Origin of the sequence: Polaribacter sp. (genome assembly GCF_039939415.1) — a bacterium.
Taxonomy (GTDB): domain Bacteria; phylum Bacteroidota; class Bacteroidia; order Flavobacteriales; family Flavobacteriaceae; genus Polaribacter.
In genome coordinates, this window is sequence record NZ_JBDVJE010000053.1 from 14,823 (window position 1) to 31,545 (window position 16,723).

Consider the following 16,723-nt stretch of genomic DNA (forward strand, 5'->3'; position numbering starts at 1 on the left):
GCAATGACAGAATATTATAAAATATGAAATCAAAATTTCACCCAGACAAAAATGGTTATTACGGACAATTTGGAGGAGCATTCATTCCAGAATTGTTATATCCTAATGTGAAAGAATTAGAAGATAATTATATTCAGATTTTAGAATCTGATGAGTTTCAGGAAGAGTACAAATCTTTATTAAAAGATTATGTAGGTCGCCCAAGCCCATTGTATTTGGCAAAACGTTTGTCTGAAAAGTACGGTGCTTTTATTTACTTAAAACGTGAGGATTTAAATCATACTGGAGCACATAAAGTAAACAATACCATTGGACAGATTTTAGTAGCTAAAAAGTTAGGTAAAACGAGGATTATAGCAGAAACTGGTGCAGGGCAGCATGGAGTGGCAACAGCAACAGTTTGTGCATTAATGGGGTTAGAATGTACTGTTTTTATGGGCGAAAAAGACATTGAACGTCAAGCACCAAATGTTGCTCGAATGAAAATGTTGGGAGCCAAAGTTGTGCCAGCTTTAAGCGGAAGTAGAACCTTAAAAGACGCTACAAACGAAGCGATACGTTATTGGATTCAGCATCCAGAAACTTTTTATTTAATAGGTTCTGTTGTTGGTCCTCATCCTTATCCAGATATGGTGGCACGTTTACAGGCGGTCATTTCAGAAGAAATGAAATGGCAGTTAAAAGAGAAAACAGGAAAAGAAAATCCGGATACAATTATTGCGTGTGTTGGTGGAGGTTCTAATGCTGCTGGTGCTTTTTATCACTATATGGATGATGAAGAAGTCGAGTTAATTGCAGTAGAAGCATCTGGTTTAGGAGTAAATTCTGGTGAAAGTGCAGCAACTTCTCAATTGGGAGAAGTAGGAATTATTCATGGTTCTAAAACCATTTTAATGCAAGATGAATATGGTCAAATAGTTGAGCCATATTCTATTTCTGCTGGTTTAGATTATCCTGGAGTTGGTCCTTTGCATGCTTATTTATTCGATTCTAAAAGAGCAAAATTTATGGATGCAACTGATAAAGAAGCATTAACAGCTGCTTATGAGTTAACGAAGATTGAAGGAATTATTCCTGCTTTAGAAAGTGCACACGCCTTGGCAGTTTTACCAAAAATAGATTTCAAAAAAGACCAAGTTGTAGTTGTTAATTTATCTGGTAGAGGAGATAAAGATCTAAGTACATTTATTAAACATTTAGAAGACTAATTTTTTTAAAATTGTCACCTTGAGCGCAGTCGAAAGGTTATGGCAATTTAATAAACAGTTCTCGACTGCGCTCGAACAGACAATAAATAATTATGAATTCAATCGAAAAGTTATTTCAGAAAAAAGATAAAAATTTATTATCTATTTATTTTACTTGTGGATATCCACAATTGGATGACACAACTAAAGTGATTTCAGAATTAGAAAAAAATGGTGTAGATTTTATTGAAGTTGGTTTGCCTTATTCAGATCCATTAGCAGATGGACCAACAATACAAGATAGTAGTCAGCAAGCTTTAGAAAACGGAGTTAACTTAGATATTATTTTTGAGCAATTATTATCAATTAAAGAAACCAACAAAACTCCTTTAGTTTTAATGGGATATTTAAATCAGATGCTTAAATATGGTGAGGATAAATTTTGTCAAAAAGTAGTAGATTGTGGAATTGATACATTAATTCTTCCTGATTTACCAATGGTAGAATTTGAAAATCATTATAAAAACTTGTTTGAAAAATACGGTCTGACAAGTGTGTTTTTAATTACACCTCATACATCTGATGAAAGAATTAGAAAGATAGATTCTTATTCAAAAGCTTTTATTTATGTTGTAGCTTCTGCGTCTATTACTGGTGCAAAAGGTGATATTTCTAATAATCAAGTTACATATTTCGAAAGAATTAAAAGTATGAATTTACAAAGTAATTTAATTATAGGTTTTGGTATTTCTGATAAGAAAACTTTTGCAACTGCTTGTAACTATGCAAACGGAACTATAATTGGTTCTGCTTTTATAAAAAATTTAGGCACCAATGGAATTGATGAAATTCACAATTTTATTAAACCTATAATTAGTTAAGGAAAATATAAAGTTTTCTTAAAGTATTTTAGTTTTAGTTTCTGATTTAATATAAAGTTTAGTTTTGTTTACTTAAACAAAACTAAACATGATTAAAAAAACTATTTTTATCTATTTGATGCTATGCAATATCTCATTTGTTTTAGCACAAACCTCATTAATTAGAACACCAAATCTAAGTCCAAATGGTAATGAAGTGGCATTTTCTTATCAAGGTGATATTTGGGTGTATAATCTAAATACAAAAAAATCTAACAGAGTTACTGTCCATGAAGCATATGAAAGTAATCCTATTTGGAATACAAGAGGAACTCAATTGGCCTTTTCATCTAACAGAAAAGGAGCTAATAATGTTTTTACAGTTGCAAAAATAGGAGGTATTCCTAACCAAATTACTTATTATCCAACAGGAGATACACCTTATGATTGGACCAAAGAAAACAATATTATATTTACTACAAATAGAGTAATGAAAGGCCCAGAATGGGATAAACAGACTTATCATGTAAACGCAAAAGGAGGAACTCCAGAAAGAACAATTACTGCTTTAGGGGAAATGGCTACAGTATCTCCAAATGGAAATTTTATAGCATATGTTAAAGGTGCTTGTAAGGTTTCTAGAGAAGATTACACAGGTTCTGCACAAAGAGATATATGGATTTTTAATAAAAAATTCAATAAATACATACAGATTACAGATACAAATAAGAATGATCATTCTCCAGTTTGGGATGCACAAGGAAACTTGTATTATATAGGAGCTGAAAGTGGTAGGTATAATATTTACAGACAATCTATTTCAGTAAATGGAACTAAAAATGGAGCACCAAAAAAAATAACAAGCCAAACAAAAAATGGTGTAGTTTCTTTTTCTGTTAGTAATGATGGAACAATTCTATATTCTACATTATTTAATGTGTATTTGTTAAAAAATGGAAAAGCAAATAAGTTAAAAATAAATTTAGCTTCAGATTATCGTTTTGAACTAGAAGAAACTGAAACAACAACAAGTGATGTTTCAACTTTTGATATTTCTCCAAATGGTAAGTTGGCAGCATTGGAAATTAAAGGTGAGATTTTTGTTAAAGAAAATAATAAAGATAAAAAGAACACCAAAAATGTAAGTAATCATCCTTTTAGAGATAGAAATCCACAGTGGATAAGTGACAAAGAAGTGTTATTTATTTCAGATAGAGACGGACATAATGAAATTTATGTTTCAACATCTAAAGATACTTTAGTTGGTTTAGAAAGAAGTTTAAAAATTGAAACAAAAAAATTAACCAAAAGTAAAGAAGATGTTTATAATTTGTTGGTTTCTCCAGATCATAAAAAAATATCTTATCAAGTTGGACGTGGTAATTTAATGGTTGCAGATTATAAGAAAGGAAAAATTACAAATATTGTTCCTTTTTCTGAAGGATGGTCTGCTCCATCAGGAGTAAGTTGGAGTCCAGATAGCAAGTATCTAGCATATTCACAACAAGACTTAGATTTTGATAGTGAAATTTTTATTCAATCAGTAGATAATCCAAAAGAAAAATTAAATGTTTCTATGCATCCTAGAAGCGATCGTTCACCTTCTTGGAGTTCAGACGGTAAAATGCTTTCTTTTGCTTCTAATAGGAGTGGAAATAGAGGTGGTGTAGATTATGATATTTGGATGATTTGGTTAAAAAAAGAAGATTGGGAAAAAACAAGATCTGAACGTGAAAATGGAGATTATTATAAACTAAAATCAGAAAAAAAATCAAAGAATAAAAAAATAGTAAAGGTTAGTATTGATAAAGATAAAATTTATGATAGATTAGTTAGGTTAACAAGGTTGCCTGATGATGAATTTGGAGGAACATTTAGTCCTGATAATAAATACGTTTATTATTCAGCTACAAATCCAGCAACTAATAGTAGAAGTTTTTACAAAGTAAAATTAACTGGAGGAAGTCCAAAAGAAATAAAAGGAACTTCAAGAATTAGTGGTTTTTCAGAGATAAATGGTAAATTTTATTTTACTTCTAGAGGTAGGTTAAATGAGTTAAACCCTAAAACAGATAGAGTTACTTCTATGTCTCATTCAGCAAAATATACAACTGATTTTTCTGCTGTAAACGCTCAAATGTATGAAGAAGGCACAAGGGTTTTAACAATGGGGTTTTATGATCCTAATTTTCATGGATATGATTGGAGTGGTTTAGTAAAAAAATACCAGCCATTAGCATTAAAAGCAAGTACAGCTCAAGATTATTCTTTTGTGTTTAATACTTTACTTGGTCAATTAAATGCTAGTCATATGGGGTATAGAGCAGGAGCACCAGAAAGAACTAATAGTGATCAAATAGGTCTTTTAGGTTTAGAAGTGAAAAATACATCAAAAGGTGCTGAGGTTGTTTATGTATTAGAAAATTCTGTTGCAGATAAATCTAACGTTAGTATTAAAAAAGGAGAAGTAATTGCTCAGGTAAACAACACAAAAATAACTAAGAATACAAATTTTTATAGTGCATTAAAAAACACAAGTGGAGACGAAATACTATTAACTTTAAGTAATGGTAAAGAGATTATTGTTAGAACATCTGGTAGTTTAAGAACTTTACAATACCAAGCTTGGGTAAATTCAAGAAAAAAATTAGTAGAAAAATTCTCTAAAGGAAAATTAGGGTATATTCACATTCAAAGTATGAATGAGCCTAGTTTTGAAAGTTTTGAGCGTGAGTTAAAAGCGAGCGGTTATGGTAAAGAAGGTATTGTTATAGATGTTAGGTATAATGGCGGTGGTTGGACTACAGATCGTTTAATGGCAGTTTTAAATGTGTATCAACATGCATATACTGTTCCAAGAGGAGCTGCAAAGAATTTACAAAAAGAAAATAAAAAGTTTACTAAACATTATCCTTTTAATGAACGTGCTATTTTATCTGTAAATACAAAGCCAACTATTGCATTATGTAATGAAAATAGTTATTCTAATGCAGAAATTTTTTCGCACGCGTATAAAAACTTTGGATTAGGTAAGTTAGTTGGTCAGCCAACTTTTGGGGCAGTAATTTCTACGGGAGGTTATGGTTTAACAAATGGATATGTTAGAATGCCTTTTAGAGCTTGGTATACAGCAAAAACAGGTGAAAACATGGAGAATGAAGCACCAGCTGTTCCAGATTATTTGATTAAAAATACTCCAGGTTGGGGAGATAGAGGAGAAGATGATCAACTTAAAAAGGCGGTTGAAGTTTTATTAAATGATATAAAATAGAACATAAATTTTTATATAAAAAAAAGCGAAACTTAATAAGTTTCGCTTTTTTTATGAGATTTTGAATGTTGTTTAATTTACAGAAATTAACTTTACATCAAAAGCTAAAACGGTATATCCAGGGATAGAACTATATCCGTATTCTCCATACCCTAAAGTATAAGGAATTAATAAAATACCATCACCACCTTCTTTAAAAAGTTGCAGACCTTCTGTCCATCCTTCAATTACTTCATTTAAATTAAATGTTGCTCCACTAACAGTACTTTCATCAAAAACAGTTCCGTTTAAGAAAGAACCTTTATAAGCAACAGTTACATTAGAAGTATTTGTTGGTTGTGCTCCAGTACCTTCGTTATTAATAACATAATATAAACCAGATTCAGTCTTTGTGGCAGTTAAATTATTGTCTTCAATATATTGTAAGATTGCTGCTTCATTTTGTTCTTTATAATTATCGTAAACAGCTAAAATTTCAATTTCAAAAATTAAAACAGTACCACAAGGAATAGATCCAGAAGAGTTTCCTGCTTCTCCAAAACCTAATTCATGAGGAATAATTAAAGTTCCTTTTCCTCCTTCTTTAAATAATTGAATTCCTTCACTTAGTCCTGGTATTAATGAGCTTAAGTTAAGTGTTGTAGATTCACTTTCGCTATTATCAGTACCATCTAAAAAATATGCTTTATATTTTAAATCTACAATTGAATTTTCAGTTGCAATTTTTCCAGTGCCTTCATTGTCTACAATATAATATAAGCCAGAATCCGTTTTTGTAGTAGTTAACTCGTTGCTATTAATATATTCAATAATATCTTCCTCTGTTTGAGGTGTACAACTAACTTCCTCTTCTTTTGTGCAAGAAGCAAAAAGAATTACCGATAAAAATAGTGTTAAATAGTATTTCATTTTATGTTTTTAAAATTTTTATGCAAATATAGAATAAATACAAATCATTATATATTTTGATAATATAAACTATTTATAATTTTAAAGTATAATTAGCATCTATTGATAGACTTCCTTAAAAATCTCCTTAACTTTGATTATTAATTTTATGTATGGTTAAAAATTTAATTAGGTATTTTAAAAGTATTCATTTTATTAAAGCATTTTTAGTTGCTTTTGCAATGGCAATTCCTGTTCTAGTTTCAATTTATTTTTTTGATAATTTTGAGATTGGGTTCAGCATTGCTTTAGGAGCTATTTTTGCTGCTCCATCTGATATTGCAGGAAGTTTAAAACATAAGTTTTACGGTATTTTAGCTTCTATAATTTTAGTATTTGCTATTACCTTATTAATAGGTTATTTCAGTAATTATCTTTTTGTAATTTTTCCTTTGTTAATTATTTTAGTTTTTTCTGTCTCTTATATTTCTGTATTTGGTTTTAGAGCTTCTTTGGTGTCATTGGCAGGTTTATTGTCATTGGTTTTAGCATTTGCATATCAAAGTACAGAGATTTCTATTTTTGAACATTCTTTATTTATAGCTTTAGGAGGTATTTGGTATTTGTTTTTAACAATTTTAACTCAATTAATATTTCCGCAGGTTCAAACAGATTATTTGTTTGTAGAGTTACTTAAAAAAACTGCTGAATTTATAAAGTTTAGAGGTAGAATTTTAGTTGAAAGGGATGATAGAGGTGCACTTTTAGAACATAACTTTAAACTTCAAACGGAGCTAAATGAACTTCATGAAACGATAAGAGAAGTTATTTTAGAAAAAAGATCAAGTTCTGGTTTTAGCAATAGAACAAGACGCCAACAATTGATTTTTTCTAAAATAATGGAAATATATGAACTAGCTATTTCAAATACTGTTGATTATGAAAAAATTGATGTTTTATTTAAAGAACATCCAGAGAAAATTGATGAGTTTAAAGTATTAATTTTTGAAATTTCTAAAAGATTAAATCATATTTCTAAAGTTATTTTAAAAGAAGAAAAACTTATTTTTAATAATAATTTTAAAGTTATACTTAAAAAAATACAAAACCATATTCAGATTTATAAGGTAAATACAGACTTGTCTAAATCTAGAGAAGGAGTAATACTTTTAATAAACTTTAAAACTTATCAAGAAAAACAAATAAGAAACTTAGTTGATATTGCAAGGATATTAAACAAATATTCTAAAAATAATAAAATTAGGGAAATAAAAGACGCACAACAGTTTATTACAGCTCAAGATTATGATTTTAAAAAGCTGAAAGAAAATTTTAGTTTAAAAGCACCAATATTTAGACATTCTTTAAGATTAACTGTTACCATGTTAATTGGTTTTATTATTGGCTTTGCTATAGAAATGCAACAATCTTATTGGATTTTGTTAACCATAGTAGTAATTATGAGACCCAGTTATAGCTTAACAAAAGAAAGGTCTAAACACAGGGTTATTGGTACGTTAATTGGTGCTGCAGTTGGTGTGGGTATTGTATTTTTAACTCAAAACCCAGTTGTATATGTTTTAATAGCAGCATTATCATTAATAATAGGTTTTTCTTTAGTAAAGCAAAATTATAGAAATGGAGCTGCTTTTATAACACTATATGTTATTTTTATGTACGCTTTAATTCATCCTGATATTTTAACGGTTATACAATTTAGAGTTTTTGATACTCTAATAGGAGCTTCTTTGGCTTATGTTGGTAATTATTTCTTTTGGCCTGCTTGGGAATCAAAAAATATCAAAGAATTTTTTATTCATTCAATTGAAGGTTTTTTAGAACTTTTAAAACAAATTGATTTATTATATCACCAAAAAGGTGAAGCATCTACAGAATTAAAATTAGCTAGAAAAGAAGCGTTTCTTCAGGTTGGTAATTTAAATGCAGCTTATCAAAGATTGGCGCAAGAACCAAAATCTAAACAAGAAAATATTGGAATAATTTACGAATTGATAACAATTTGTAATACTTATTTATCATCACTTTCATCTTTAGGAATGTTTATAAGAACTAATGAAACAGGTGATGTGCCAGATGAGTTTGAAGTATTTGTAAAGCATATTGTTTCTAATTTAGAAAAAACCATCTCTATTTTAAATAATACTGAATCTAAAAATAGTTTAGCAAATGAAAATTTAGAAGTTGCAACAAAGAATTATGAAGAATATTTTTACAAAATTTCAATACAAAGAACTAAAGAAATCGAAAAAGGAATACCAGTTTCAAATGATATGAGAGTTCAATTACGTGAAACGCAATTAGTTTTTGAACAAGTAAGATGGTTATTTAATTTATCAGAAAATTTAGTAAAAAATGTTAAAAAGATTTAAAACAAAAGAATAGGTTTTAATACACTTTTTCTCCATTAAGATAGGTTAAAATCACTTTTGTTTTTGGAATTTCACTTCCTTCAATTTCCATAATATTTTGATTCAGAATCACAAAATCTGCAAATTTACCTACTTCAATAGATCCTTTTTCGTTTTCTTCAAAGTTAGAATAAGCAGCCCAAATAGTCATGCCTTTTAAGGTTTCTTCTCTAGATAAAGCGTTTTCCATTTGAAATCCGTTTTCAGGGTAATTATTGATGTCTTTTCTAATAGTTGCTGCATAAAAAGTTAAAAACGGATTTACCTGTTCAACCGGAAAATCTGTTCCCAAAGCAATTTTCCCATAACTTTTTAGTAAATCTTTAAAAGCATAAGCTCCTTTTATTCTTTCTTCTCCAACTCTATCTTCTGCCCAATACATATCTGAAGTTGCATGTGTAGGCTGTACAGAAGGTAAAATATTATCAAACTTTGCAAAGTCTTCTTTAGCAATAATCTGAGCATGTTCAATTCGCCAACGTCTATTTTTTTTGTTTTTTAAAACGTTTTTATAAGTTTTTAGTAACCAGGTGTTTGCAGAGTCTCCAATAGCATGTGTATTCATTTGAAACTCTGAATCAGCAATTTGTTTTGCTATTTCTTGATATCTTTTTGGTGCATAAATTAAAGCTCCAAAATGATTTTCTCTATCAGAATAAGGCTTTCTCATTGCAGCTCCTCTAGAACCTAAAGCACCATCTCCATAAACTTTAAAAGAACGTACATTTAATCTATCTGTTTTTATTTTTCCATTATCAATGTAATAATCTATCTGGTTTTGTTTATCACCAGAAACCATAGCATAAATACGCATTTTTAAACTTCCTACTTGTTGTAAGCTGTCTATTAACTCAATTACATTTCTATCTAAACCTGCGTCATCTACAGTTGTTAGTCCGTAAGAAAAAGATATTTTTTGAGCATCTAGTAAACCTTGAATAGCTTCTTCTTTTGAAGTTCCTGGAAATTGAATAAAATCCATTGCAGTATCAATTAAAACACCTGTTATTTCTCCATTTTTCATTATTATTTCCCCACCAGAAACTTTAGTGTTTTTAGAAATTTTTGATAAATTTATTGCTGCCTGGTTAACCAAAAGTGCATGACCATCAACTCTACCAATTGCCACAGGAGTATTTGGGAATAATTTATCTAACTTCTCTTTAGTTGGAAACTCTTTTACATCCCAATCATTTTGATCCCAACCACGACCAGTTATAAAATTAGTTTGTTTCTCTTTTTGGAAAGCTACCAGTTTTTGTAAAACTTCATCATAACTTTTTGTACCAGTTAAATCTACCTTTTGTTGTTGTAATCCCATTCTGTAGAAATGACAATGTGCATCTATTAATCCTGGAATAATTGTCTGTTTTTTTGCATCAATAACAGTTGAAGAAACGTAGTTTTTTGTAATTTCTTCATTTGTGCCAATAGCTAAAAATTTTCCATCTTTAATAGCGAAAGCTTCAATTTTATCAAAATTATCATTTACTGTATAAGTGTTAGAATTGATGATAATTGAATCTACTTCTTGTTTTTTACAAAGTGTAAATAAACTAATCGTTAAAAAATAAATAAATAGTTTTTTCATACTCTAAAATTAAGGCTTAATAGGTGTGTTGTTGTATAAATATTTATCCATTAAGTAAATGATACTAGCCATAGAAGCACTCCCTAATTCTAGTTCACGCTTATTTACTTTGTCAAACGTATCTGTACTTGTATGATGATAATCAAAATAACGTTGAGAGTCTGGTCTGTAACCTACTAATGTTACATTTTCTCCCTTTAATGGACCAATATCTGCACCAGAACCACCTTTGTCTAAATCGTGTAAACCATAAGGAGATAAAAGTTTTTTCCAACTTTGTAAAAGTTTTGTATTTACAGCATTTGCATCAATAGAAAAGCCTCTTGGAGTATGACCACCAGCATCAGATTCTAAACCACCAATATGATTTTCTTTATTGAGTTTAGCTAGTTCAGCATATTTTTTTGCACCTCTTGTTCCGTTTTCTTCATTCATAAAAAAGACAACTCTTAATGTGTTTTTTGGTTTAATGTTATTTTTTTTGAATAAATAAGCAACCTCTAAAGATTGTACAATTCCTGTTCCATCATCATGAGCGCCTTCACCTAAATCCCAAGAGTCTAAATGACCACCAACAACCATAATGTTTTCTGGAGTTTCTGTACCTTTAATTTCACCTACAACATTAAAAGAAGGTGCATCTGGTAAGTTTTTACAACTTTGTTTAAAATAGAATTTTAAATTAGGATTTGTTTTTAAATCATTACTTAAAATATTAGCAGCTCTAGAGCTAATAGCTGCTGTAGGAATATATTTTTCTTTAGGTAAATCTCTATAGCTCATTGTACCTGTATGTGGATAATCATCAACTCCATTAGTCATAGAGCGTACAATTACACCTTTGGCTCCAAATTTTCCACAAATTGCAGCACCTGCAACTCTTTGATCTACACAACCGCCATAAGCTTTAAAAGTGTTAATTAATGTATTGTCAAAAGGACGATTGAAAAACACAATTTTCCCTTTCATTTTAGCTCCTAAAGATTTTGCCTCATCTAAACTTTTTACATCAAGAACTTCTGCTGTAACTCCATTTTTTTGGGTAGCAATAGAAAAGCCTAAAGCACATATTGGAACATTTTTTTTTGTTCCGTTTAAAGTGTAATTGGCAACTTCTTTTTCTCCACGAACCCAATGTGGCACCATAACTGGTTGTAACCAAACAGAATCTAAACCAATTTCTTGCATTAATTGTTTTCCCCAAATAACACTTTTAGCTGCTTCTGGAGATCCAGATAAACGACCACCAATATTTTGAGTTAAATCTCTTAACCATTCATAAGATTTACCTTCTGTTAACGCACTATTAAACAATGTTTTAATTTTAGTAGAGTCAATTTTTTCTTCTGAAGAAAAATTAGAAGGGTCAACTTTTTTTTCTTGATTTTGATTACAGGAAATAATAAAAATTGCTCCTAAAACTAGTAGAGATAGTTTTTTCATAAATAGTAGTTTATTTGATTTGATTTGATAAATCTACAAAAATGAAATGAGAAATTATTTTAATTAAAAATCAAACTTATAAGTAATACCACCTAAAACTTGAAAACCTTGTGTATTGTAATTTGCAAAACGTTGGTATTCTGTATTTAAAATGTTGTTAAGTTTTAAAAAAGCAGAAAACTTATCATTAAAATGGTAACCACCATTTACATTTACATCAACAAAAGAATCTATAGTTTCTATTCCTTTAAAGCTAGAAGGAAATTGTGCATTATATAATCCGTCTTTTCTTTCACTAACATAAAAAATATTTGTAGTTGCAAACCATTTATGGGTCTTATATTTTGCAGAGAAAGAAGCTTCTATTGTTGGTAAATTCCATTCTTCTAAAGCATTTTCTAAAGTATATACCTTATAATTTCCTAAAAGACCAAAAGTTAAGTTTTTAGAGAAGTTATATTCTACTTCACCAAAAATCGATGATGTTTTTACATCATCATAATAAACGCTAAACGAATTTCCATATTCATAATCTTTTAAAATATTTCCGTTAATTACATTATTTGTTCCATCAGATTTAGAATTATTTCTTAAAAACAAAGCTTTATCTTCTTCTGTTTTGCTACTTGCTTTTAAATTAAAACTCAAACTATTATTAATTTTACCATTGAAGCCTAAATAGAAGTTAGATTTTTCTAAAGTTTGAGTTATAAATAGCGTAGGAGAGATGTATGGATTTTCTTCTGAGAAATTTTTAAAAGTGTTTGTATGTAAATCTCCAGAAAGACCAGCATATACATTCAAATAGTTTTTTATTACAGAACCTTGAATAAAAATGTTTGGAATTATTAAGAGGTTATTTGAATCATTTTCAGTATCTAAAGATGCTATGAATTTTATACCTGTATTAATCTGAAAATTTGAAATTTTCATTTTATAAGTTGGATCAACACTAAAAGTAGTTGTAGAGTATTGTATTGAGTTTGCGTTTATATAATTATTTTCGAAACTTCCTTTTAAAAACTCAACACTTGTTTTTATTGAAATATCTTCTAAATTTTGATTGATATAAGATAAAGGAAAATCTAATTTAGAATCAAATTTTGCTAATATTTCAGCACTTTTAAAGCGATCTGCAAAATAAGAAGCACTAATTTTTCCATAATCTATGTATGAATCTTTAAAATTAAAATCTCCAATTAATTCAAAATAATTATACTTTTGCTCTGGATTAATGGCATTTGTAGCTGGTTCAGAAAAAGTTATTGCTGGTAATCCATACCAATTATATGTTTTTCTTTCAGAATTTAAACTTACTTTCCAATCAAAATAACGAACTTGATGCATGTAAAAAGCACCTGCTTCAAAATTAGAAAAATTACTTTTTAAAATAGAGTTTTTAACATTATTTTCTGACGCAAGATATTTTGCGTTAAAACCAAATTCATTTTTAAAACGAGTACTATGATGTAAGTAGGTTTCTAAATAAGGCGTTGTATAGTTACCGAAACCAATTGCTAAATAATTTTTGTAAATTCTTTCTTTTACACCTACTTCTATACCTTTAACAGTACCGCTTTTAGGAATAAAAGTAGAAGCTACAGGTGCAGAAAAAATTGTGTATTCTAATTTTTTCTTTTCGTTTTTTTGAAGCAGTTTTATTTTAGGGTTCTTTTTTATTTTCTTTGCATCTGCAATTTTAGGGTTGTATTTAGTTACAACATTAACAATTTCTGTTTTTACAGTGTCTTTAGGTTGCTCTTTTTGTTGGGCATTTAAACCCAAAAAAATAAAACATATTAAAAATATTGTGAAACCTTTTTTCATTAATTTTTACTCTTTTTAACGTCTTTTTTATTTGTTTCGTTCTCTTTAATAGGAGTTACAGAATTATTAGTTTTGGCTTCGTTTTCTTTTATTGATTTTAATTCTTTTTCTGCTTCTTCAATAATATCTTTAAATTGTTTAAAGTTTTTAATAATGTTTTCTAGCACAAAAGTTGCTTGATATACATCTCTTAATCCGTAATAATTTTTACCCATTATTACATAACTTTTTACAGCCCAATATTTATAAGAAGAATAGTTAGCAATTAAATTCTGAATAACTTTGTTAGATGCTGTGTATTCTTTTTGTTGATTTTTAAAGAAGGCATTATAGTATAAAGCTTCTGCTTTTAATTCGCCAGTAGCTGTTCTTTCAATTTCTGTATAATATTCTTCTGCTGTGTAAAAATCATCATTTTTAAATGAAGTACGAGCAATTATTATTTTAGCGTCGTTTTCTAATTTTGCATCTAATTTATTTCTTAAAAGTATCTTTTTAGCGTATTCTGCAGCAAGTTCGTAGGCTTCAGTTTTATAATAACCTTTCATTAAGTTACTTTGTGCAAATAGAATGTTTTCTGTTGTATAAGCTTCTTGTTCTAGTCTGTCTAAAAGAGGTAATGCGTTGTTAAATAGATTTTTTTCAAGGTATATTTGAGATAATTTACTAAGAGCATCTTCACTATATTCATTTTGCTCTTCTTCTAAAACAATTTCATAGTGCACAATACATCTATCAAATTCTTTTACTTTAAATAAAATATCTGCTAAATAATAATTGGCTTTTAATTTATGTATACCTGTTGGAAAAGAACGTGTATATTCTGTAAGTGCATCAATTATTTCATCTCCATTTTTAGATTCAAAATATTTTTTTTCTGCCACAGCAAATGAAGTATTATCTAAATCTGAATTGGTAATATTAATAAATTTTAAAGTACTTATCCAATTTACATAGTCATCTAAATTACCTTCATCTATATAAACGTTTCTTGCATTGGCTACAGCTTCAAAAGCATCTGGAGAATTAGGAAATCTACTTGCTGTTTCTTTAAATTTTTCTAATGCTTCAAAATTCTTATTTTCTTTATAAAATAACAATCCTTTTCTTACTAAAACTTTAGGAAGAAATACACTGTTTGGGTGTTTTTCTATGATTCGATTATAAGCAAAATGTGCTTTTTCATTATTTTTAAGTAATGTGTAAGTATTGGCAAGCTGAAATAAGGCATCATCTTTTAGTGTTGATATTTGATATTCGTTAACAACTTTAGTAAGTGCTTTTATTTTGGCATTATTATTCTCTATAAATCCATAACTCATTCCTATTTGATATTGAGCATAATCTGAATTAGAACCAAAACTATCTACAACTTTTGTATAATAATTGATTGCGTTTTTATAATTTCTAGTAGCAAAATAACTATCAGCTAAACGTATAAAGGCATCATTTTTTGTTTCTGAATCTATTGTGTTAATTTTTAAAAAACTCTCAAAATAAGTTGTCGCCTTTGTATAATTTTTAAGTTTAAAATAGCTGTATCCTATATTATAATCAATTAAAGATAACTCTTCAGTTTTAGATTGTAACCCTTTTTTTAGTGTAATAAATTCTTGTAAAGCTACTTTATAGTTGTTTAATCTATATTCTGTTTCTGCTTTCCAATAGTGTGCTTTTTCTTTAATTAAAACATCATCTGCTTTTTTACTTTCTATAAAAAAAGGAAGAGCTTCTTTAAGTTTTACTTCATTAAATAACTGAATTCCTCTATACATTGATATTTCAGGAATTAATGCAAGGTTAGTTTTTGATTTTTTCTTCTTTAAAAATTCTAAAGCACCAACATAGTCTTGCTGATGTAAGAAAGAAGAAATTACTAAACCATTAATTTCTTCATATTCTTTAGATTTTGGATATGCTTTTAAATAATCTTGTAAAACTTCGGCAACACTTTTAAAAGGGTTACCTGCTTCGTAACTTAATTTAGCATAGTTAAGAGCTGCATCTTGTTTTATTTTTTTGTTAAAATCCATTTCAGAAGCAGTTTTAAATGCATTTAATGCTTCTGTTTTTTTATCTATATTAAGATAACATTCTCCTAAATGGTAATATGCATTTTGAGAAACATAATTTTTTTCATCTATAATTTTATTAAAATTACTAATAGCATTTTTAAAATCATTTTGTTTGTAGTAAGCAAAACCAAGTTGATAAAAGTCTGTGTTTATCCATTTTCCTTTTTTACCTGTGTAAGCTTTTAAATAAGGTATTGCTTCAGCATATTTTTTTAAATTAAAATAACTTTCACCTACAATTTTAGAAATATCAGATCTATCTTTTCTTTTTACTGTTTTAAGAAGTGATTCTCCTACAATTACACAACGTTCAAATTTACCTGCTTGAAAACTGATATCTAATAAATAATAAGAAATCTCTAAACGATAAGTATCGTTATCTGCAATCTTTTTTAATGTAGATTCTGCAATACCATAATCTTCTAATTTATATGCAATATATCCGTAGTAATATCTAGAGTCATTACCATATTTGGGATCATTAATTAAAGGAAGAAATTGCTCTTTTGCTAAAATTAAATTTTTGCTTACCAGATAACAATACCCCATTTTAAAGTTTAGTTCTTTTCTATCTTCTTTAGAAAGCGTATCAACATCAATTTTTAAAAACCATTTAAGCGCATATGCCGCTTTTTTATTTGCAAAATAATAGTTAGCAATATTATAAAATGCTTTATTTTTTTTATTACTATTAGGGTTTTCTGCAATAAAAGTTAGTATTTTTTTATCTGCATCTGTCTGGTTTAATCTTACTGCACATATGGCATCATAATAAGCAGCATCAGATTTTAAACTAGAATTTAAAGGTGCATTTTTATTGATGTTTACAAAAACCTTTTGTGCAGCAGCATATGCTTTATCATTAAAATGCTTTGTAGCATCATTATATTTTGTTAAAGTATTAGCATCTATAACTGTTTGTTGGCTATAACCAACAACAGATATAAGAATTATAAAACTGCGAATTAAAAGTTTTTTAATAAAAACAAACCTCATACAATTATTTTTGGTACTCAAAATGAATAACGAACTTTTTTAATTTTTGTTTGATGGGGGATGAAAAAAGTACAAATATTTTAAATCAAAAGTAAGAATTGTTTGTATTTCATAGTATAAAATCATTCAAAACTTTTAAGTTTGTAAAAACAAGTT

The 16,723-nt window shown here is 28.3% G+C and carries 9 protein-coding genes; 4 read left to right on the top strand and 5 right to left on the bottom strand.

Annotation, left to right across the window (positions count from 1 at the left end):
* Nucleotides 1-23 precede the first annotated feature (23 nt).
* The 3 genes from trpB to ABJG40_RS08890 all read left to right on the top strand — a co-directional run bounded on the left by trpB (nucleotide 24) and on the right by ABJG40_RS08890 (nucleotide 5,318).
* A complete protein-coding gene (gene trpB, locus ABJG40_RS08880) occupies nucleotides 24-1,208 on the top strand; it encodes a tryptophan synthase subunit beta (protein WP_348024234.1) in 1,185 nt (394 codons plus the stop codon).
* A gap of 92 nt (nucleotides 1,209-1,300) precedes the next feature.
* Nucleotides 1,301-2,068, top strand: coding sequence for a tryptophan synthase subunit alpha (trpA, locus tag ABJG40_RS08885; RefSeq protein WP_348024235.1), 768 nt, complete (start codon nucleotides 1,301-1,303; stop codon nucleotides 2,066-2,068).
* Nucleotides 2,069-2,156: 88 nt separating this feature from the next.
* A complete protein-coding gene (locus ABJG40_RS08890; protein ID WP_348024236.1) occupies nucleotides 2,157-5,318 on the top strand; it encodes a S41 family peptidase in 3,162 nt (1,053 codons plus the stop codon).
* A gap of 72 nt (nucleotides 5,319-5,390) precedes the next feature.
* On the opposite strand, the gene ABJG40_RS08895 is transcribed toward ABJG40_RS08890, so the two are convergent.
* Nucleotides 5,391-6,227, bottom strand: a complete 837-nt coding sequence (locus tag ABJG40_RS08895; RefSeq protein ID WP_348024237.1) for an FKBP-type peptidyl-prolyl cis-trans isomerase — start codon at nucleotides 6,225-6,227, stop codon at nucleotides 5,391-5,393.
* Nucleotides 6,228-6,379: 152 nt separating this feature from the next.
* On the opposite strand from ABJG40_RS08895, the gene ABJG40_RS08900 reads away from it, so the two are divergent.
* On the top strand, nucleotides 6,380-8,596 hold the full coding sequence (locus ABJG40_RS08900; protein ID WP_348024238.1) for an FUSC family protein: 2,217 nt from the start codon (nucleotides 6,380-6,382) through the stop codon (nucleotides 8,594-8,596).
* 16 nt (nucleotides 8,597-8,612) lie between these two features.
* On the opposite strand, the gene ABJG40_RS08905 is transcribed toward ABJG40_RS08900, so the two are convergent.
* The 4 genes from ABJG40_RS08905 to ABJG40_RS08920 form a co-directional block, all read right to left on the bottom strand.
* Nucleotides 8,613-10,226, bottom strand: coding sequence for an amidohydrolase (locus ABJG40_RS08905; RefSeq protein WP_348024239.1), 1,614 nt, complete (start codon nucleotides 10,224-10,226; stop codon nucleotides 8,613-8,615).
* A gap of 9 nt (nucleotides 10,227-10,235) precedes the next feature.
* Nucleotides 10,236-11,669, bottom strand: coding sequence for a M20/M25/M40 family metallo-hydrolase (locus ABJG40_RS08910; protein ID WP_348024240.1), 1,434 nt, complete (start codon nucleotides 11,667-11,669; stop codon nucleotides 10,236-10,238).
* A 63-nt stretch (nucleotides 11,670-11,732) separates the two neighbouring features.
* Nucleotides 11,733-13,496 (bottom strand): hypothetical protein, encoded by a 1,764-nt coding sequence (locus ABJG40_RS08915; RefSeq protein WP_348024241.1) that lies wholly within the window; start codon nucleotides 13,494-13,496, stop codon nucleotides 11,733-11,735.
* Complete coding sequence (locus ABJG40_RS08920; protein ID WP_348024242.1) at nucleotides 13,496-16,567, bottom strand: tetratricopeptide repeat protein; 3,072 nt, start codon at nucleotides 16,565-16,567, stop codon at nucleotides 13,496-13,498. The genes ABJG40_RS08915 and ABJG40_RS08920 overlap by 1 nt, the downstream gene beginning before the upstream one ends.
* Between the last annotated feature and the right edge of the window lie 156 nt (nucleotides 16,568-16,723).